The organism is Paenibacillus sp. KS-LC4 (assembly GCF_036894955.1).
Classification (GTDB): Bacteria; Bacillota; Bacilli; order Paenibacillales; family Paenibacillaceae; genus Pristimantibacillus.
Genome location: NZ_CP145905.1, coordinates 2752234 through 2773630 on the forward strand (window position 1 = coordinate 2752234; position 21397 = coordinate 2773630).

16 protein-coding genes are annotated in these 21397 nt (G+C 50.3%); 15 read left to right on the forward strand and 1 reads right to left on the reverse strand.

Going from position 1 to position 21397, the window contains the following annotated elements; all coding sequences use genetic code 11:
- The first annotated feature begins 261 nt into the window (after positions 1-261).
- From V5J77_RS11875 to V5J77_RS11915, 9 genes are all read left to right on the forward strand, one after another.
- Positions 262-1266, forward strand: a complete 1005-nt coding sequence (locus V5J77_RS11875; protein ID WP_338556016.1) for a polysaccharide deacetylase family protein — start codon at positions 262-264, stop codon at positions 1264-1266.
- Between the two features lie 43 nt (positions 1267-1309).
- Positions 1310-2575, forward strand: a complete 1266-nt coding sequence (locus V5J77_RS11880) for a pitrilysin family protein (RefSeq protein ID WP_338556018.1) — start codon at positions 1310-1312, stop codon at positions 2573-2575.
- On the forward strand, positions 2556-2999 hold the full coding sequence (gene dut, locus V5J77_RS11885; RefSeq protein WP_338556020.1) for a dUTP diphosphatase: 444 nt from the start codon (positions 2556-2558) through the stop codon (positions 2997-2999). Before V5J77_RS11880 ends, dut begins: the two co-directional genes overlap by 20 nt.
- A gap of 101 nt (positions 3000-3100) precedes the next feature.
- Positions 3101-4000: a dipicolinate synthase subunit DpsA gene (gene dpsA, locus V5J77_RS11890; RefSeq protein ID WP_338556022.1), complete on the forward strand. Its 900-nt coding sequence runs from the start codon at positions 3101-3103 to the stop codon at positions 3998-4000.
- Positions 3997-4590, forward strand: coding sequence for a dipicolinate synthase subunit B (locus tag V5J77_RS11895; RefSeq protein ID WP_046230765.1), 594 nt, complete (start codon positions 3997-3999; stop codon positions 4588-4590). Before dpsA ends, V5J77_RS11895 begins: the two co-directional genes overlap by 4 nt.
- 47 nt (positions 4591-4637) lie before the next feature.
- Complete coding sequence (locus V5J77_RS11900; RefSeq protein WP_338556025.1) at positions 4638-5672, forward strand: aspartate-semialdehyde dehydrogenase; 1035 nt, start codon at positions 4638-4640, stop codon at positions 5670-5672.
- 68 nt (positions 5673-5740) lie between these two features.
- The gene (gene dapG / locus V5J77_RS11905) at positions 5741-6952 is read left to right on the forward strand and encodes an aspartate kinase (RefSeq protein WP_338556027.1); all 1212 of its coding nucleotides are present in this window, start codon (positions 5741-5743) and stop codon (positions 6950-6952) included.
- A 182-nt stretch (positions 6953-7134) separates the two neighbouring features.
- Positions 7135-8025, forward strand: a complete 891-nt coding sequence (gene dapA, locus V5J77_RS11910) for a 4-hydroxy-tetrahydrodipicolinate synthase (RefSeq protein ID WP_338556029.1) — start codon at positions 7135-7137, stop codon at positions 8023-8025.
- 245 nt (positions 8026-8270) lie between these two features.
- Entirely contained in the window at positions 8271-9950 is a 1680-nt protein-coding gene (locus tag V5J77_RS11915) for a ribonuclease J (protein WP_338556031.1), read from the forward strand.
- 94 nt (positions 9951-10044) lie between these two features.
- Here the strand turns inward: V5J77_RS11915 and V5J77_RS11920 are convergent, their stop codons facing one another.
- Entirely contained in the window at positions 10045-11280 is a 1236-nt protein-coding gene (locus V5J77_RS11920; RefSeq protein ID WP_338556033.1) for a nitrate/nitrite transporter, read from the reverse strand.
- A 462-nt stretch (positions 11281-11742) separates the two neighbouring features.
- On the opposite strand from V5J77_RS11920, the gene V5J77_RS11925 reads away from it, so the two are divergent.
- From V5J77_RS11925 to V5J77_RS11950, 6 genes are all read left to right on the forward strand, one after another.
- The gene (locus V5J77_RS11925; RefSeq protein ID WP_338556037.1) at positions 11743-13047 is read left to right on the forward strand and encodes a molybdopterin molybdotransferase MoeA; all 1305 of its coding nucleotides are present in this window, start codon (positions 11743-11745) and stop codon (positions 13045-13047) included.
- 52 nt (positions 13048-13099) lie between these two features.
- Positions 13100-15244 (forward strand): FAD-dependent oxidoreductase, encoded by a 2145-nt coding sequence (locus tag V5J77_RS11930; RefSeq protein WP_338556732.1) that lies wholly within the window; start codon positions 13100-13102, stop codon positions 15242-15244.
- 16 nt (positions 15245-15260) lie between these two features.
- Positions 15261-17402, forward strand: a complete 2142-nt coding sequence (locus tag V5J77_RS11935; protein WP_338556038.1) for a nitrate reductase — start codon at positions 15261-15263, stop codon at positions 17400-17402.
- Between the two features lie 84 nt (positions 17403-17486).
- On the forward strand, positions 17487-18233 hold the full coding sequence (locus V5J77_RS11940; RefSeq protein WP_338556040.1) for a ClpP family protease: 747 nt from the start codon (positions 17487-17489) through the stop codon (positions 18231-18233).
- On the forward strand, positions 18233-18451 hold the full coding sequence (locus V5J77_RS11945; RefSeq protein ID WP_338556042.1) for a YlzJ-like family protein: 219 nt from the start codon (positions 18233-18235) through the stop codon (positions 18449-18451). The genes V5J77_RS11940 and V5J77_RS11945 overlap by 1 nt, the downstream gene beginning before the upstream one ends.
- Positions 18452-18538: 87 nt before the next feature.
- On the forward strand, positions 18539-21352 hold the full coding sequence (locus V5J77_RS11950; RefSeq protein ID WP_338556044.1) for a DNA translocase FtsK: 2814 nt from the start codon (positions 18539-18541) through the stop codon (positions 21350-21352).
- The last annotated feature ends 45 nt before the right edge of the window (positions 21353-21397 follow it).

Genomic DNA, 21397 nt, shown 5'->3' on the forward strand with positions numbered 1-21397 from the left:
TAAGGTGCTTTCTCAAAATATTAGCGTGCAGAGGTTTTCTCTTGTTTGGTAGGAGTCTATTTCTGCGTCAAACGGATTGTTGCCGCAAAAAAACGGCAACCCCGTTTATACTTTTTTTATAAACGAAGCAAAGAGCCAGATTCCATCTGTCTCTTTTTATTTTGCTGTCAAAAATTCCTTCTCAATAAAAGTTGGCCCATTTCTCTCTAACATAATCTCGTCCTATAATTCATACATATGGAGCAATGAGGGACGAGGTGAATGAAGGTGCTGAGAAAAATAGGAGCAGCCATAGGCTGCATGCTGATTATGGTCGTATTCATTCGCGCGAATGCGGGAGGGACTGCTGATTATATCAGCGCAATTAAACGGGAAAGCGGCATAACGACGCAGACGGATGAGTCGATTCTAGATGATAATAAAGCGAAGCTTCGTGCTGCTGTCACAGCAGAAGCAGCGAGCCGCTCCATTAAGCCGGTCGATGCCCGTATTGACCGCGTATGGAAGGCAATTCCCGGTTATAATGGGCTGGAGGTAGACGTAGAGAGCACGGTCGAGAAGACGATAGCGTCGGGTTCAATCTCGCCGATTTTATATGTGTACAGGGAGACGGCCCCGCGCATTAAGCTAACAGATTTAGGCCCGCATCCGGTTTACAAAGGCAATCCAAACAAAAAAATGATTTCGCTAATGATCAATGTTGCTTGGGGCAATGAATACATAACGCCGATCCTTCAAACCTTGAACAAGGAAGAGGTAAAGGCGACTTTTTTTCTCGATGGCTCGTGGCTAAAGAAATATCCGGAAATCGCCAAGCAGATTCAGGCGGAGGGGCATGAAATGTCCAATCATGCGTATACGCATCCGAAGATGAGCGAGCTCAGCCGAAATGCTGCCTATTTGCAAATTTCCCGCACGGAGGAGCTGCTCAAGTCAACGCTTGGCGTGACGAATAAATGGTTTGCCCCGCCTTCGGGCGATTTTAACCAAATGACGGTGCAGGTGGCGGCGGAGCAGAGGCTTCGCACGGTGTTATGGACGATAGATACTGTCGATTGGACGAAGCCGACAGCAGACTGGATCATTCGGCGAATTTCATCGCGGCTGGAGCCAGGCGCACTTATTCTGATGCATCCAACAGCGTCCTCGCGCGATGCTTTAACCGGAATGATTCGTGAAATCAAACGTCAAGGCTATGTGCTTGGCACCGTGAGCGAGACACTGTCGGAGGCGCGGATTCCCGTTGATGTTGAGCAGCAACCATAATTTTGATATAGTGTTTACATTCATGCTTACAGGAGGACCCTTCGTGAAAAAATATACGCTTAGCAACGGTTTAAGAGTCGTAGTCGAATATATTCCCACCTGCCGCTCGGTTTCATTTGGCATTTGGGTCAAAACAGGCTCCCGGAATGAGACGCCTGAAAATAACGGGATCTCGCATTTTATCGAACATATGCTTTTCAAAGGGACTGATCAGCGCAGTGCCAAAGACATAGCCGACCTGTTCGATGGAATTGGGGGCAATGTCAATGCGTTTACCTCCAAAGAGTATACCTGCTATTATGCCAAGGTGCTCGATGAGCATTTGCCGCTGGCTGTAGATGCGCTTTCGGATATGTTTTTCAATTCCAAGCTGGATGAGGCGGATTTGGCAAAAGAGCGCAATGTTATTTTGGAAGAAATTTCGATGTATGAGGACACGCCAGATGACAAGGTGCATGATGAAGCATCGCGTGCCGCATATGGCGATCACCCCCTCGCTTATTCGATTTTGGGCCTAGAGGAGCGTCTTGCTGAAATGACGCCTGATACACTGCGCGCTTATATGAACGATTATTATACGATTGACAACACCGTTGTCAGTGTCGCAGGTAATGTGGAAGAAGGCAAGCTGCTGGAGCTGCTGGAGCAGCATTTTGGCAAGTTTGATCGAAAAGGTATGCCTCAGCTAGTGAAGGCGCCTGAATTCCGTGGAGACTATATTTTCTATAAGAAGAAAACTGAGCAAAACCATCTTTGCCTGTCCTTTCAGGGCTGTTCGATTTCGGATGAGAAGCTGTATGCGATGGTGCTGCTCAACAATGCGCTGGGCGGCGGCATGAGCTCGCGTCTGTTCCAAGAAATCCGTGAAAAGCGCGGTCTCGCCTATTCGGTTTATTCTTATCACTCCTCTTATGCGGACAGCGGCTTGTTCACCCTATATGCAGGTACAGCGCCGAAGCAAACGAAGGAAGTGCTCGATTTGACGATGGAGCAGCTTGAGGAGCTTGCTTCCAGGGGGCTTGAGGATGCGGAGCTTCATCGGGGCAAAGAGCAGCTTAAGGGCAGTCTGATTCTTAGTCTGGAGAGCACAAGCAGCCGAATGACCCGTCTTGGGAAAAATGAGCTGATGCTGGGCCGGCATTACACGCTTGATGAGCTGCTTCAGCGTATTGATTCCGTGACGATGGACGATGTGAGAAGCGTAACGGAGCGAATGCTTGCGGCACCGTTTGCGGTGGCAATGGTAGGTTCAAGCGACAGGGCAGCATCTAAACTTGGGAGGGATCGTTTTGTATCGCGTACTGTTTAAAAGAGTAGAGGGCAATGAAGACATTAAGCTTCCTTGCAAAATGTCCGAATGGGCTGCGGGCTTCGACCTGCAGGCTGCTGTATCAGAGCCTGTAGAGCTTGCGCCAGGTGAGCGCAAGCTCATTCCAACAGGCTTTGCGATGGCAATGCCGGCTGAGCTGGAGGCGCAAATTCGTCCGCGCAGCGGTCTGGCTTACAAGTATGGTATTACATGCTTGAACTCACCAGGTACGATTGACGCCGATTATCGCGGAGAAGTGAAGGTGCTGCTCGTTAATTTGGGGCAGGAGCCGTTCACGATTGCACGAGGCGAGCGCATCGCCCAAATGGTGTTCCAGAGGGTGCCGGTTGTTACTATTGAAGAGGCAGCCGAATTGCCGGATACGGTGCGTGGCAGCGGCGGTTTCGGACATACTGGCGTTTAATAATTGAGACCGGAGCAGCTGCTCCGGTCTTTTTTTTCACCCATTCTGGGCCCAGGCATAAGATAGTCTATATCTACATGCGCGAGAGAGGAGTGAAGCCGATGCTAACAGGCGTTCAGGTGCTGCTGATCGGCGGCGACGCCAGGCAGCTCGAGGTGATTCGCAAGCTGACGGAGCTGGATGCGACCGTGGTCCTATCAGGCTTTGATGGCCTGCAGTCAACGCCCGAGGGAGCCGTTCAAGCTGAATATGATGAACGGTTGTTTGATGGGGTAGACGCCTTAGTGCTGCCTGCTGTCGGAACCGATGACCAAGGCGTCATTAGCGCTGTATTCAGCGATAGCGAGATCAGGCTGGAGGAGCGCCATATGGCTCGCTTGCCTAAGCACTGCAAAGTATACGCGGGTATGGCCAAACCATATTTGAGCGACCTCTGCAAGCAGCATCAGCTGGAATTGGTAGAGTTGTTTGAGCGCGACGATGTTGCGATTTACAACTCTATTCCAACAGCAGAAGGTGCGGTGATGATGGCAATTCAACATACCGATATTACGATTCATGGCTCCACCTGCATGGTGCTCGGATTCGGGAGAACGGGGTTTACATTGGCGCGGACGTTAAAGGGATTAGGAGCGAATGTACTTGTCGGGGTGCGCCGGGGAGAGCATTTTGCAAGAGCGCTCGAAATGGGCTTCGAGCCTTTCTACACCAGCAATTTGCGGCAATATACGGGCAATATTGACTTGCTTTTTAACACAATTCCGACTATGATAGTCACAGCGCAAATTATAGCAAATCTTCCTTCGCGAAGCGTCATTATTGATCTGGCTTCGAGGCCTGGCGGAACGGATTTCCGCTTTGCTGAGAAACGGGCCATTAAGGCGATGCTCGCGCCCGGACTCCCCGGTATTGTCGCACCCAGAACTGCTGGACGAATCATAGCCGATTGTTTAACACAATTGATTATGGACGACTTGATAAATCGGGGGAATGGGGAATGAATTGGTCCGGGCTTACAGTAGGGTATGCATTGTCAGGGTCACACTGCACTTTTGCCGAGGTTATGCCGCAAATCCAGCGGTTTGTAGACGCCGGCGCGAACGTTGTACCTATAGTATCGCAGACTATAATGACGACAGATACGAGATTCGGAACGTCGGAGCAGTGGCAGACACAGCTCAAAGCGATTACGGGCAATGAAATTATTTCGACGATTGTGCAAGCGGAGCCGCTTGGTCCATCGAAGCTTATTGATGTGCTGCTTATTGCTCCATGCACAGGCAACACAACGAGCAGGCTGGCTAATGCGCAGACTGACAGTGCGGTGCTTATGGCATCTAAATCACAGATGCGCAATGGAAGGCCTATCGTCATTGCTATTTCTACGAATGATGGCCTTGGTCTAAATTTGGCGAATATTGCGAAGCTGATCGTAACGAAAAATATTTATTTTGTGCCGTTTGGCCAAGATAATCCAGTTCAGAAGCCCAATTCGCTAGTTGCGAGAATGGATTTGGCACTGGAAACATGCGAGGCGGCGCTGCAAGGCAAACAGTTACAACCGCTCATTATAGAGCGTTTTAATTATTAAGCTTTTTATTCTGAGTTTTTATAAGACCGAGGGGAGCATTACCGCAAATGTCAAATCAAAAATTGTTTAACGTTGCAGTAGTTGGCGCAACAGGCGCAGTAGGGGAACAAATACTAAACTTGCTCGATAAGAGAAACTTCCCCATCAAGGAACTGAAGCTTCTGTCTTCAGCGAGGTCTGCCGGTACGAAAATCACATTCAAAGGCCAGGAAGTGACGGTGGAGGAAGCGAAGCCGGAGAGCTTTAAGGGCATTGATATAGCATTATTCAGCGCTGGCGGAGACGTTACGAAGGCGCTCGCGCCGCATGCTGTTGAATATGGAACGGTATGTATTGACAATACGAATGCGTACCGTATGGATCCAAATACGCCGCTTGTTGTGCCTGAAGTGAATATTGACAAGGTAAGCGAGCATAAAGGTATTATTGCCAATCCGAATTGCTCGACGATTCAGATGGTAGCTGCGCTGAAGCCGCTTCAGGATAAATACGGCATTAACCGCATTATCGTATCGACTTATCAGGCGGTATCTGGAGCAGGTGCGAAGGCGATTGAGGAAATGCTGCGTCAGACGCGTGCATCCCTAGATGGCGAAGCGGTCAACCCTGCAATTTTGCCAGTAGGCTCATTGCCTGTTAAGCATCAAATCGCCTTTAATGCGATTCCGCAAATCGACAAGTTCCAAGAGAATGGCTATACGCTTGAAGAGATGAAGATGGTCAATGAAACGAAGAAAATTTTGGGTGACCAATCAATTGACGTTACAGCTACTTGCGTTCGTATTCCAGTCGTTTATGGTCATTCAGAATCGGTTTATGTTGAGCTGAAAAATAACTACGATCTGGAAGATGTCAAGCAGCTGTTGTCTGACGCCCCGGGTGTCGTGCTGGTTGATGATCCGGCGAATCAGCTTTACCCGCTCGCAACGGAAGCAGCCGGCAAGCCGGAAGTTTTTGTCGGACGTTTGAGACGCGATCTTGGCCATGAAAATGGGCTTAACCTATGGATCGTATCGGATAACCTGCTTAAAGGTGCCGCATGGAACGCGGTTCAAATCGCCGAGCACATCGCACAGGCGTAACGAATAGACGGTGCAAGGACATGGTAGCTGGCGGCATCTTGCCTTTTTCGTGATGGGGGAAGAGGTTTATGCGCACTCTCGTTCAGAAGTTTGGGGGAACCTCAGTATCATCCGATTTTGCCAGAAATCATTGCTTGGAGCATATTAAGCGTGAACGCGAAAATGGTTTTCAGCTCGTCGTTGTCGTATCAGCTATGGGTCGCCTCGGCGACCCCTATGCTACAGATTCGCTGCTGGATTTAGTTAGAAGCAATGGAGATGCGCTTCCGCTGCGTGAGCGGGATATGCTGCTGGGCTGTGGTGAGATGATTTCTGCCGCAGTCTTATGCAGCTTGCTTTGTTCCGAGGGCATTCCAGCTACCATTTTGAGCGGCTATCAGGCAGGCATTATAACGGACGGGCATTTCGGCCAAGCGAGAATTAATGATTTGCGTCCGGAGCTGCTTTTAAAAAATCTTGGTGAAAATAAGGTCGTTATTGTTACCGGTTTTCAAGGCGGCACCGAAGGTGGAGAGCTGACTACGCTCGGCCGCGGCGGGAGCGATACGTCGGCGACTGCACTCGGTGCTTCGCTGCGCGCAGAGCGGGTAGATATTTATACCGATGTCAATGGTATTCTGACAGCTGATCCGCGAATTGTGAATGATGCAAAACCGCTTCTTGTCGTCAGCTATGCAGAAATTTGCAATATGGCTCGTCAAGGGGCTAAGGTCATTCATCCTCGTGCTGTTGAAATTGCCCAGCAAGCGAGAATACCGATTCGCGTACGCTCCACTTTTTCGCCGGATGAAGGTACATTAGTAACGGACAGTCCGCTCTATGCTGCCGGAATGGTAAGTGACCGACATGTAACAGGCATTGCGCATGTAGCGGGCATTACTCAAATTTCGGTGCAGACGGTGGAGGGCAAGACGGACGTCCAGTTGCAGGTTTTTCAAACGATGGCTCGACATCATATTAGCGTAGATTTTATAAATGTAACACCGAGCGGAGTCGTTTACACCGTATTTGACTACGATGCAGCGAAGGCTGTAGCCGTGCTGACGGACTGTGGTTATGCTCCGGCAGCAATTAGCGGCTGTGCAAAGGTATCGGTCATTGGCGGTGGAATGAACGGTGTTCCAGGCATTATGGCACGTATTGTAGAGGCGCTTACGTTGCAGGGGATTGCAATTATGCAGGCAGCGGACTCCAATACGACCATCTGGGTACTGGTCAAGGATGTGGACATGGCATCCGCGCTTCGCGCGCTTCATGCCAAGTTCGAGCTTCATTTGTAGCAGGAAATAAATGAAATAGACCTGTTTTGCGAAGCGGCACTTTGACCTCGGACTTTCGGAGCAGCTTCTGCTTCGCAAAACTTAGATTTAGAGGCTTAGGAAGTTAGTTTTGCTTCGCAAAACTTTAAAGTGGATGCTTACGAAATTCGTTTTGTTTCGTAATACTTGAAGGAGGAGTCAGAATGGATTTTGGAAGATTAGTTACGGCGATGGTCAGCCCATTCGATGCTGCTGGTGAAATTGATTGGGAAGCAACGGGACGATTAATCGATTACTTAATTGAAGAACAGCATAGTGATAGTCTTGTTGTATCTGGAACGACGGGCGAGTCTCCTACGCTTACGGATGAGGAGAAAGAAGCACTATTTCGTTTTTCCGTAGAGCGTGCTGCTGGACGGGCTAAAATTATTGCAGGCACAGGAAGCAATAATACGGCTCATTCCATCCATTTGACGAAGGTGGCTGAGGCGAGCGGAGTTGACGGTGTGCTGCTAGTAGCACCTTATTACAATAAGCCGAGCCAAGAAGGCCTTTATCAGCATTTTAAAGCGATTGCAGAGTCGACGAAGCTTCCGGTTGTATTGTACAACGTTCCAAGCCGGACAGTCGTGAATATTTCGGTTGAAACGACGCTGCGTCTAGCGGCAATTAGCAACATCGTAGCTACCAAAGATTGTGCGTCATCCGATCAGATTATTCAGCTTGTAGCAGGCGCGCCTGAGGGCTTTAAAGTATATAGCGGCGACGATGCGGCGACCCTTCCGACTTTAGCTGTGGGCGGTTATGGCATTATTAGTGTAGCTAGCCATGTTATCGGCAAAAAAATGAAGCAGCTTATCGAAGCATATGTGAGTGGAGATGTGGCATTGGCGGCCAAGCTAAACGCAGAATGCTTCCCGGTATTTAAAGGCTTGTTCGATTGTCCGAATCCCGTACCGAACCCTGTTGCTTTGAAGCATGTACTGGGACTGCGCGGCTTCCCGGTTGGCGGGGTTAGACTTCCTTTGGTAGGCGTTAGCGAATCGGAAGCTAAATTTTTGCAGAACCTTGTCGATTCCTCAACCGCATTTTAATTTAACCTCTTAACAAATCATGAAGCTGTTGCCTTGGCAACAGCTTTTTCAATTCGGTGAAATCACAGGGGAATGGCGATCGACCCCCAAGCCTTTCACGCAGCGCTCCAACCTCACACCATGCTTTTACTACGGCCAAAGCCCCCAGCCTTGTATTCGATCTTTTTCATCATGTATAATGAGTTCAAGTGATCGGGTGCGGAAAAACATGACCTCATCAGGTTGGAAAAGAGGAGGGGTATTCATTGTCCAAAAAAAATGTACAGGATAAACTTTTGATTTTTGCATTAGGCGGTATTGGAGAAATTGGGAAAAATATGTACGTCATTCAATATGACAATGATATTGTGATTGTAGATGCGGGGCTTAAATTTCCGGAGGAGGATATGCTCGGCATAGATATTGTTATTCCGGACATTTCGTATTTGAAGGAAAATCGCGAGAAGGTACGCGGCATCGTCATTACGCATGGACATGAGGATCATATCGGCGGGCTTTCCTACATGCTGCGCAGCCTTAACGTTCCGGTATATGCCACGAAGCTAACGCTGGGACTCATTGAAGGCAAGCTGAGGGAGGCAGGACTGCTGGGCGAAACGAAGCGAATACTCATTAATGCGGATTCGGAGATAGAGCTGGGCAGCATGAATGTTTCCTTTTTCAAGACGAACCACAGCATTCCTGATTCCGTAGGCGTATGCTTGGAGACGCCCGAGGGTGTCGTCGTACATACAGGGGACTTCAAGTTTGACCATACGCCAGTCAATGGGCAATATGCTGATATTAAGCGCATGGCGGAAATTGGGCAGAAGGGCGTGCTTGCACTGCTGTCCGATAGTACGAATGCGGAACGTCCAGGCTACACGCCTTCGGAGAAAAATGTAGGAGAAGAGCTCAAAGATATATTCCGCAAATCGCCGCAGCGGGTCGTAGTAGCAACGTTTGCCTCAAACGTTCACCGTATTCAGCAGGTCATAAACGCAGCTATTGCTACCGATCGCTATATTGCTGTCGTTGGACGCAGTATGGTTAATGTGGTGGGCATCGCTGGAGATTTAGGCTATTTGAATATTCCAGATGGCATGATTGTAGAACCGGAGGCTGTGAATAAGCTGGCCGCTGATCGCGTCGTTATTTTATGTACGGGCAGCCAAGGCGAGCCTATGTCAGCTTTGACGCGTATGGCGCGTTCAACGCATCGTAAAGTCGATATTTTGCCGGGGGATACGGTCATTATTGCAGCGACGCCAATTCCGGGCAACGAGCGATATGTAGGGAGGACAGTGGACGAGTTGTTCCGACTTGGAGCGAACGTCATCTATGGACCGGGCTCGGTATCCGGTGTCCATGTTTCAGGTCACGGCAGCCAGGAAGAGCTGAAGCTGATGCTTAATCTGATTAAGCCTAAATATTTTATCCCCATACATGGTGAATACCGGATGCTGCGACAGCATGCTTTGCTGGCCGAGGCAGTTGGGATTGAGAAATCGAATATTTTTGTTATGGAAAATGGCGATACGGTAGAGGTGCAGGGCGGCAAGGCGCGCAGAGGCTCAAAGGTTCCGGCGGGCAATGTGCTGATTGATGGCCTTGGCGTTGGCGACGTTGGCAATATTGTGCTTAGAGATCGCAAGCTGCTTTCGCAGGACGGCATTCTCGTCGTGGTGGTGACGCTGCGCAAGCAGGAGGGCACCATTGTGTCTGGCCCTGATATTATTTCGCGCGGCTTCGTTTATGTGCGTGAATCGGAAGGGCTGCTCGACGAAGCGAACAAAATTGTATCGACGACACTGCTGAGGCTGATGAACGATAAAGTGAACGAGTGGGCTTCGCTGAAGACGAATGTGAAGGACGCGCTCGGTCGTTTCCTCTATGAGAAGACGCGCCGCCGGCCGATGATTTTGCCAATCATTATGGAAGTATAGTTGAACGAAAATAAAAAAAGAGTGATGATCGCCCGGATAACCGGACGATTCGTCGCTCTTTTTTGCTTGCAGCTTTTCTAGCACTATGAAGGGGTTAGCTGCCGACTGGCTGGCCGCCTTCTATTTTGGCTTTGCCGCCGCTGCCAATCCAAGTGCGCTTCCACTCCCTTTGAATGAAAGCCAGCAAGAGCATGCTGAGCAGGGCAATGCTGCTTAGAATGAGGAAGCCCGGTGTATAGGAGCCTGTCGTTTGATAAAGGCTGCCGAGAATAAGCGGCAGGAAGTATCCGCCAACACCGCCTGCTGCACCGACAATTCCAGTCATAATGCCGATTTCCTTGCCAAAGCGCTGCGGTACGAGCTGGAATACAGCGCCATTGCCAGCGCCGAGGCACATCATGCCAAGGAACAGCAAGGTGCAGACTACGTACAGAGAAGGCAGCAGGGAAACGGAAGCTAACATAACACCAGCCCCGATATACAACGTCATCAGGACGCGAATACCTCCAAGCTTATCAGAGAGCCAGCCGCCTACAGGACGGAAGAAGCTTCCGGCGATAACGCAAATGGTCGTAAAATCTGCCGCCTGAATTGCGGAAAGTCCATATTGCGTGTTGAAGAAAATGGTCAAATAGTTGGACATGCCGACGAAGCCGCCGAACGTAACGCTGTATAAAAGACAGAACAGCCATGCATCCTTTTGCTTCAGCACTTGCCCATATTCGGACAGCTTTTTCGGAGCGGGCTGATTGGGGCTTTCCTTGGCAAAGATCGTAAAGATGACAAATACGATTGCAATGGGAATAAGCGCTAGTCCAAAAACCGCTTCCCAGCCACCAAAATGCTGTGCCAGCCGATTAGCAAACAGCGTCGTCAGTACGGTACCGCTGTTACCTGCTCCAGCGATCCCCATGGCAAGCCCTTGATATTGCGGGGGATACCATCTGCTTGCAAGCGGCAGTGCTGCTGCGAAGGAGGCTCCAGCCACCCCGAGCAATAGAGCAACGAAATGCAGCTCTGTTAAGGAATCAACAAATTTCCAGCCCCAAATGAGCGGAATCATTGTAACGAGCATACCGATTTGACCCGTTTTCTTCGGTCCAATATGGTCTGTCATAAAACCTAGCACAAGTCTAAGGATTGATCCGCCTAAAATAGGTAGGGCGACCAGTTTGGCCTTCTGAGCAGCATCCATCGGAAAATCGCTGGCGATAACCACGATGAGCGGTCCCATTAAAATCCAAATCATAAAGCTGATATCGAAATATAAGAAAGAACTGAACAAGGATGGTTTGTGTCCACTTTTCCAAAACGCTTTTTTATCTACCATGTCTCTATCTCCTCTATAATTGGTTTTCTCGTGCTCAGTCAGCGTGGGTGATGGCGGTTTTCGCATTCCCGGGGTGCATGGCGCACCGCAATTCCAGCTGTACATATAAAGAAAAGGCCGCAGTCTGCCCCAAGCTAAAGCTCGGACGGATTGCGGCCTCATTGCCGAACGCCAGCACGACTCTGTGCAGACGATAATTGCTCACCTCATTGTGAACTCAAGCTGAATTATAGAATAACCTCCTCTTAGTGTCAATAAATATTACATAAAACAACTGAGCGATCTCGAAGTCTAAATAATGTTACGTATGTTGACATGTGTAGCAATTTCATTTATGCTCATAATAATCCATATAAAGGCCGCACAATGGTGTGCCGCCGCCCACTGGCAATGAAGCCCGCTCCCTGCTGACAGGGAACGGGCTTTTATGCTTATTTTCAGCAATATGAAGGAGGAGTCCCCATGGCGATTGCCCGTGTAGATCGTGTAGATATAAAAAGAGGTTTAAACGTAGACGAGGCTGTTCATTGTCTAATTGAACGTGCGCTGCCGGGCAAGGTAGAGCAAGTGCTTTTACAGAAAGCCGCTCAGCGAGTGCTTGCCGAGGATTTTTACTCCCCATTTCCTATGCCTCCCTTTCGCCGGGCGGCAATGGATGGTTATGCACTCCATTCAGCTTATACCGAGACGGCCTCACCTGCTCATCCGATACGCCTTATCGTAACTGGCGAGGTGCAGGCGGGGGCGGTAGCTTGGTTTGCAGGCTCTGGCGGTCATCCCCTCATTAATGAACAACTGACAGCCGTGCGTATTTTTACAGGAGCTCCTGTGCCTGACTGCTTTGATGCAGTCATTAGACAGGAGGAAATTCAGCTCCCTAGCTTGCAAGGTCGGCAAACGGACGCAGTGAGCTGGGGAATGCCGCAAATTCAAATCAATCAGCCTATACAGCCGGGAAAAAATATTGCCGAGGCAGGTGAAGATATCGCTGAGAACAGCCTCGTCATTAATAAAGGCACCAGACTTGGTTCGAAGGAAATTGCCATTCTTGCCTCTTATGGGCAGGAGCGGGCTTCTGTAGTCGCAAAACCAAAGGTCGCCATCCTTCCTGTTGGAGATGAGCTGCTGCTTCCGGGCCAGCTCTTGCAGCCAAATCGAATTTACGATGCCAATGGCTTCGTTGTGGAAGCATTTTTACAAGAGCTGGGTGCCTCGGTAATTCGTTCCTTGCCAATTAAGGATGAAGCGGAGGTCATTGCTTCGGCGATTAAGCAAGCTGCGGAGCATGCGGATTTGGTTATTACGACGGGAGGTATTTCGGTAGGCGATTATGATTGTGTGGCCCGCGCGGCTGATTGCCTCGGCTTTGAGCCATTGTTCACTAAAGTGAGGATGCGCCCTGGGCCGCATTCGTCGGCTTTTATACATCGAGGAAAGCTGTTGATCAGCTTGTCTGGCAATCCAGCAGCGTGCTACACAGGGCTTGTACTGCTAGTGAAGCCAATCGTACAGCATTGGATAGGTCTCAATGGAAGCAAGGCGGAGTGGAAGCAAGCTGTGCTCATGGACGATGTGGATAAGACTTCGCCCTATCCCCGTTATATCCGCGCTTTTGTATGGATGGAGGCGGGAGAATGGCGAGTTAAGCCGCTGCCGAACGATAAATCGGGCAATATTGCTGCTTTTGCGGGTGCGAATGCACTGGCGGCAATTCCGAGTGAAGGTCTTCGGGCAGGAAGTCATGCCGCGTTTCTTAGTTTGACTTAACAAGCGAAAACCATTTTGGCCATTTTACGAAAGAACGGAGGTAACGGCTTTGATGAAGCAAAAGCTTGTCGTTATCGGCAACGGGATGGCTGGCGTAAAATGCGTAGAGGAAATATACGAGCTGGCTCCTGAAGCATACGACATTACCATTATAGGCGCAGAGCCGCATCCTAATTATAATCGTGTTCTTCTCTCCAAAGTGCTGCAAGGGAACACCGCACTCGCTGATATTACGTTGAATGATTGGAATTGGTACAGTGAGCGGGGCATTATTCTGTTAACTGGCGAGAGGGTTGAGCGTATTCATGTGGAGGAGAAAAGGGTGCTGACAGCATCAGGGAAAAAGATAGCCTATGATCGCCTGATTATTGCAACCGGCTCATCGGCATTCATGCCCGTGCTCCCAGGCATTCAAAAGCCTGGCGTAACGGCGTTCCGCAATATGGAGGATTGCCAGGCGATGATGGAGGCTTCCCAGCGCTTTAAGCGCGCTGCCGTTATAGGTGGCGGACTGCTCGGGCTTGAGGCGGCGAGAGGGCTGCTGAATCTCGGGATGGAGGTTGATGTCGTTCACAACGCCGGTTATTTAATGAATCGCCAGCTTGATCGGATGTCAGCAGACCTGCTTAAAAATGAGCTGATGAAGCAGGGCATGCGTTTTTGGCTTAATAAGCGGACGGAAAAAATAACAGGCGTCCGCAGGGCGAATGGCCTGCTGTTCTCGGATGGAACAACGCTTGCTGCGGATCTCATCGTCGTAGCGATCGGGATTAGCCCGAATTTAGCCGTTACAGCGGATAGCGGCATTCGGACGAACCGTGCAATCATCGTTAACGATTATATGGAAACGAATATAGCGAATATATACGCAGTCGGGGAGTGCGCTGAGCACCAAGAAACCGTATATGGACTAGTTGCTCCGCTTTATGAACAGGCTAAGGTGCTTGCGCGACATTTGTGCGAGGTAGAAACGGAGGGCTATCACGGCTCCATTCCGTATGCACAATTAAAGGTTTCAGGTGTGGAGGTGTTTTCCGCGGGCGTTATCCGCGATGAAGAAGCCGAAACCGCGCTGCAGCATTATGATGCGATGAAGGGCACTTATAAAAAAGTTACGATGCAGGGCGGTATTGTAGCTGGAGCTGTATTATTCGGAGACAGCTCCGAAGGCAGCAAGCTGCTAGGGTATTTGAAACGCCGTGCTGGAATAGGCGTGCTCAAGGACAGCGATTCAGGCGCCAAAACAGGCGGAGCTGCTTCTGTTGCAGCTGCCATGCCGGACGGTGAGACGGTCTGTGCCTGTAACGGGGTAAGCAAAGCAGCTATTGTAGCGGCGATACAGAGTGAGGGGCTTGAATCGGCTGATCAAGTACGCGACAAGACGAAGGCTTCCGGCTCCTGCGGCGGATGCCGTCCAATGGTGGAGTCGCTCGTAGCCTATGCTTTATCGGGAGTTGGGGGAGCGGTTAAAGCGGCGCCCATTTGCGGCTGTACGGAGCTTGACCCGGCAGAGCTTAAAGAAGCTATGCTTGGGGATACGTTTAGCGATGCTGCTTCCGCAAGAATGATTCTCGCATGGAACAAGCCCGAGGGCTGTCTCATTTGCCGGACTGCTATGGGCTACTATTTGCGGCTGGCTGAAACAAATGATGCAGGCGATATTCAAGGTCAGGGACAGCTTCCTTACCCGTCGCTGCAGTCCGTGCTTCTATCTGCTTCTAAGCAAGAAGAAGCGCCCTCCAGTTGTCCGATTTCGCATGCCGACCGTCTCGAAGATGACGGGCCGGGTTATATTGCAGCAGAGCTGGTGAAGGCACTAGGTAATCTGGCATTTCCAACCATGCTGAAAGCTTCTATATCTGCGGGTGCCTTGTATCCTGCTGGTGTGCTGGTTCATGATGTCGGCATTGCGGCATCGCCAGCTGGGTGGGAGCTTTATATTGGCGGTCATATGGAAAGCCCGGTCAAGCAAGCTCAACTGCTTATGATAGAGGCAACGGAGCAGCGAGCGGCTGAAACGGCGATAGCCTGCATGCAGTGGTACCGTCAAACCGCCTATTATGGGGAAGCGGTATGGAAGTGGCTAGAGCGAGTAGGGCTTATTGCGGTAAGAGAGAAGCTGCTTGACCCTGATTTTCGCGAGGAGCTTCTCGGCAGCTGGCAAATGGAACGTAAACAAGAGAAGTGCGCCGTTTGAGTAGGGAGGAAAAATAATGATGGAGCTAAAAGTAGATGAGCCGAAAGCCCAAATCACGGCAGTTATGGATACACAGTGTCCTTTTTGCAGTGTGCAATGCAAAATGCGCGTCGAAGAGGAGCGCTCGGCGGCCTGGCGTTTGGCCTATAAGGTGACAGCGATTCCGAATGCCGCATCGGAAGGACGGTTATGTGTGAAAGGGATGAATGCGCATCAGCATGCGCTGCATCGCGAGCGCCTTGTTCATCCGCTTATTAGAAGGGAAGGGGAGCTTGTGCAGGCGACATGGGAGGAGGCGCTCGAACTGGTTTCCAGTCGTTTCCGGTCCTTGCAGGCCGAGCATGGTGTGGATTCCGTCGCTTTATATGGCGGTGGCTCGTTGACGAATGAAACGTCTTATTTACTTGGCAAATTCGCTCGTGTTGGTTTGCGTACACGCTACATTGATTATAACGGACGCTTCTGTATGTCGGCGGCCGCTTCCGCAGGAAGCAAGACGTTTGGTGTGGATCGCGGATTAACGAATCAGCTGAAGGAAATCGAACGGTCGGAATGTCTGATTCTTGCCGGAACGAATATAGCGGAGTGCCAGCCGACGCTAATGCCTTATTTTTCAAAGGCAAAGGAAAACGGGGCGACCATTATTGTGATTGATCCTCGAATGACGGGAACGGCCGAGCTTGCGGACATTCATTTGCAGGTGAAGCCAGGCATGGACGCTGCGCTTGTGAATGGTATGCTAAAAGTTATTTTTGACGAGGGACTCATTGATCGGGGGTTTATTCGCAGCCGTACGAAGGGCTTCGCAGAGCTGGAGCAGCATGTAAAATCGCAGAATTTGGCTGAAATTGCAGCAAGCACGGGTGTGTCTGAGTCGCTCATACGCCTCGCTGGGCTCGCATTTGGTGAAGCGAGGACGGGGATGGTTTTTACTGCGCGTGGGGTTGAGCAGCATGCCGATGGTCATTTGGCGGTGCGGAATTTTCTTAATATGGTGCTGGCAACGGGGAAAATCGGTCGTGAGGGCTGCGGCTACGGGGCGGTCACCGGTCAAGCCAATGGACAGGGTGGACGAGAGCATGGACAAAAGGCAGATCAGCTTCCAGGCTATCGACTGATTGAAAATGAGCATGATCGGGCTTATGTGGCGAGCGTCTGGGGCATTCGCCCGGAGGAGCTCCCCGGCAAAGGGGTGTCGGCTTATGAAATGATGGAAATGGTGCACCGTGAGGAGATTAAAGCTTTACTTGTCATGGGCTCGAATCCAGTCGTCTCGAATCCGAATGCAACACTTGTGGAGGAAGGCATCGCCAAGCTTGATTTTACCGTCGTAGCAGATATGTTTTTATCCGAAACGGCGCTGCTCGCTGATGTGGTGCTGCCAATATCCGCTTATTTGGAAAATACGGGAACGATGACTAATTTGGAAGGACGCGTTTTACTTAGAGAAGCGGGTCGTCTTGCGCCTGGAGAGGCCCGTCATGACTGGGAAGTGCTATGCGAGCTGGCCAAGAGGCTTGGGCGCGGCGAATATTTTGCCTTTGAAAATTCGGAGCAAATTTTTAATGAGCTGCGTTTGGCAAGCAAGGGCGGACTTGCCGATTATTACGGCATTACGTATGATCGGCTGCGCAAGGAGGAGGGCATTTATTGGCCATGCCCATCGCTTGATCATCCAGGCACGAAACGGCTGTTCGAGAAGTCGTTTGCCCATGAGGATGGTTTGGCAGTTTTTCAAACGGTTGCGAGCGATTCCCCGGCTGAAAAGACTGACCGTAAGTTTCCGCTGCTTATGACCAATGGACGGCAGCTTTCTCATTACTTGACGGGCGTGCAGACGCACCGCAGTCCTGCGCTGGAAGCGAGAAATGTGGAAAATCATGTGGAGATTCATCCTCATACTGCAAAGAAATACCGCATTGAGGATGCCTCGCTGGTAGCTGTGCAATCGAAGCGGGGAGTGGTCATTTTACGCTGCAAGGTGGCAGAAAGCATTCGTGAAGACACCGTATTTATTCCCATGCATTGGGGCGGCGTACAAAATGTAAACCGGGCTACCAGTCCACAACTGGACCCTTTTTGCAAAATGCCTGACTTTAAGACAAGCGCGGTAAGCATCCGGCCATACCTTGAATATTTACAAGAGCAGCAAGCATAAATAAATGCGACATTCCCATACTATGATGAGCCGTAGGTTCAGCCAAAAACGGTAATAGCCTTGTTCAAGAGGGGGATTTCGCCGATGTGGCCGTATTCAATGAGTTTAACAGGAGAGCAGCCTGAGCCCTATGATGAAGAGAAGAAAAAGGCGACTGGGGCGCTTGACGCTTTGCAGCAGCTAGGCCAAGTGAGCATTCCGCAGGCCGAGTCCAATATTTTTTGTATGACGATTATTGGACAGATTGAAGGGCATATGGTGCTGCCACCGCAAAACAAAACAACAAAATACGAGCATTTGATTCCGCAGCTGGTCGCAGCTGAGCAAAATCAGAAGATCGAAGGCGTGCTGATCGTTCTCAATACAGTTGGCGGAGATGTGGAAGCAGGACTCGCTATTGCCGAAATGATTTCTTCCTTGTCTAAGCCGGCCGTTACGCTTGTACTCGGAGGCGGGCATTCAATCGGCGTGCCGATAGCAGTTGCTGGCGACATGTCGTTCATTGCTGCGACGGCAACGATGACAATTCATCCCATTCGCTTAAATGGCACCGTGATCGGTGTTCCCCAAACGTTCGAATATTTGGATAAAATGCAGGAGCGCGTCGTTCGCTTCGTTACGATGCATTCCAAAATTCCGGAAGCGACTTTTAAGGAGCTAATGTTTAAAACGGGCGAGCTGACGCGCGATATCGGGACAACTGTCGTCGGCGGAGACGCGGTGAGCCATGGCTTGATTGATGCGGTAGGAGGTCTTGGAGACGCTCTTCGGGAGCTTAGGCGGCTGGTAGAGCAGCGCAGGGCGGCCGGTGTTCCGGGGGTGTTTAACTAATGTCTGTTCTGTATACGATAGTTCCGCTGGAAGAGGTGCTTGCAGGCTGGCAGGCGGAGGAGAAAATCAATCAGGGACGCGAAGTTTGGGTGGATGGCGTTTATATGCAGGTAGAGCCTATTGCGCCAGGGATGGGCAAAGTCATTCGGCTCATTCATTGCGGCTTGAATGATTATTTAAATCCGCAGCTTTCGCCAGGAGCTGTTGTCAAATTTTGAAAAGCAATTAATGGTTTTAAGGGACTAACGAACGAATAGGAACATTTGTCCACCTATGGTATAATGTTTTACCGGGGGTGACAATCGTTGGCTAAGAAGAGAAGGGGCAAGAAATCGCTCGCAGCAAATTTGAAATATGAGGTTTACGGTATTTTACTCATTACGGTATCGATTATTGCTTTATCGGGAGAGGCGACGGTTGGACGTTCATTGTCCAAACTGTTTGGCCTCTTTCTGGGTAAATTTTACTTTGTGATTGCACTGATTGGCATATATGTGGGGCTGGTCGTGATGGTCAAACGAATGTGGCCGAAAGGTTGGTCAAACCGGAAAACAGGCATGCTTGTGCTCGTGTTAGCCTTTACGCTGTGGAGCTCCATTGCGGAAATTGACCGCAAGCTGGGGGATACGACATTGTTGTCCGGCAAGGTGATATTGAATCAACTGGACAGCGACTTAAGGGGAGAGCTGCTTGCTTCCAATCCGCAGGATTTGCGCCCGCTTAAGGAGAAGGCCATTAGCGGGGGCTACGTTGGAGCGCTGCAATATTCCGTGCTTTTCACCTTATTTGGGAAAATTGGCGCCCAACTGCTCATGCTCGTCATGATAGCAATTTCCGTTATGCTCATTACAGGGAAGTCCTACGTGGAGCTGTTCAAGACGCTGCGTACCCGCTTTGTTCGTATGCTGAAGCTGCTCGCGGCAAAATGGTCGAATTATTCCGCCGAGCGTGCTGCGGCGCAAGCAACTAGAAATGCAAGCGTAGCATCGGGAGCAAGCAGCGTGCTCACTTCGGACGATACGATTGATGATGATGAAGATTTTGCACCACGCCTTGCCAAAACTAAAAAGTCGCTGTTTTTCTCTTGGCGTCAATCCGATAAGACGAAAGCTGCTGCCGCGAGCCATGACGAGTGGGAGCTTGAGGATGAGCCGCTTCATAGTGAGGCTGGTCGTGGCGAAGAGGGCGCAGCAGTACCGCATTGGGCGGAAGATTGGGATCAGGATTGGGACAATGAGCAGAACGAATTTGCTGCCGAAACATCGACCGGTACTATTGCTTCATCAGCCGCAGCTCCGATGCCGGAGACAAGCGCTAGCTTATGGCCCAGCGAGCAGGAGGCTTTGGCTTCCCATGCTGTTCAGTCATACGCTCATACCGACATAACGGATGAACCGGAATGGTCAGAGCCGTGGAGACCGCAAGAAACGCAGGAGCAGCAAGAGCTGGTACATATAGAAGAAAACGAAGTAGAAGAAATGGACAGTCATGTCGTTGAGCAGATGAATGAGGAATTTGAGCATGCTGTTGAGCAGGATAGCGATGAATATGAGGAACCTTTATTGGATGGCGTGAGAGGGGCAGACAGCCAACAGGTTGCTGCTGTATCTGGTACTAATGCTGGCAGTGTTGAAGCGGGCAATCAAGAGGCGGAAGGCAAGGCGGCGCTAGCATCATCAAGCGTCCCAGTGGTCAAGCCGTATGTTTTACCGCCGTTTACTTTGCTATCCAAGCCTAGCCATATGGTCAGAGGCGGCATTGGCTCAAGTTCTATGGAGGCAAAGCTCAAGCTGGAGCGGACGCTTGAAAGCTTTGGCGTGAAGGCGAAGGTGCTTGATCCCGTTATCGGCCCGGCCGTTACCCGTTTTGAGGTTGAACCGGCATCGGGCGTCAAGGTGAGTAAAATTGTCAGCTTGACCGATGACATCGCACTTGCGCTTGCAGCCAAGGATATTCGGATGGAAGCGCCTATTCCAGGAAGGTCGGCTATCGGAATTGAAGTGCCGAATATGGAAATATCCATCGTTACAATGCGTGAAGTGATGGAAACAAAGGAATTTTATGATTCGCCTTCCAAGCTGTCGATTGCCTTTGGGCGTGATATTGCGGGTAAGCCAATTGTGGGCAATTTGGCGAAAATGCCCCATTTGCTTGTTGCGGGAGCGACAGGCTCCGGTAAATCAGTCTGTATAAACGGTATTATTACTAGTATTTTGTACAAAGCAACGCCAGATGAAGTGAAGTTTCTCATGGTTGACCCGAAAATGGTGGAGCTAAACGTATATAACGGTATACCGCATTTGCTGGCTCCTGTTGTAACAGATCCGCGTCGTGCATCGCTTGCACTTAAGAAAATCGTTGTCGAGATGGAAAAACGCTATGAGCTGTTTTCAAAATCGGGAACTCGTAATATTGAGGGCTACAACACTTTAATGGCAGATAATCCGAAAGCGGTTCTGCCTTACATTGTCGTCATTGTCGATGAGCTTGCGGATTTAATGATTGTAGCGGCTAACGATGTTGAGGACGCTATTGCCAGACTTGCGCAGATGGCTCGCGCGGCGGGCATTCACCTTATTATTGCAACGCAGCGTCCGTCTGTTGATGTCATTACCGGTGTCATTAAAGCGAATATTCCATCGCGAATTGCTTTTGGTGTGTCCTCTCAGGTCGATTCACGAACGATACTCGACATGGTGGGAGCGGAAAAACTGCTTGGCCGCGGCGACATGCTTTACTTGCCAATGGGTACCTCCAAGCCAACGCGGGTACAAGGGGCATTCCTTTCCGATCAGGAGGTCGAGGCGCTCGTTGGTTACGCTAGAGGACAGGCAGAAGCGGAATATAAGGAAGATCTTGTACCGGAAATTGAGGAGGAGACGGCTAGTTCTGAAGAGGTCATGGACGAGTTGTTTGACCAGGCCGTTCAAATTGTCGTCGAAGCAAAGCAGGCATCGGTTTCCCTGCTTCAGCGCCGTATGCGGATAGGCTACACCAGAGCTGCAAGGCTCATTGACGAGATGGAAGCCCGTCATATTGTGGGGCCATACGAAGGGAGCAAGCCGCGTGAGGTGCTGCTTACAATCGATCAGCTCGAAGCGGGACGAATTAGCTCTTAATTGCGACAACGAAAAATTTTGCATAGAAGCTGGACTGATTTCTCA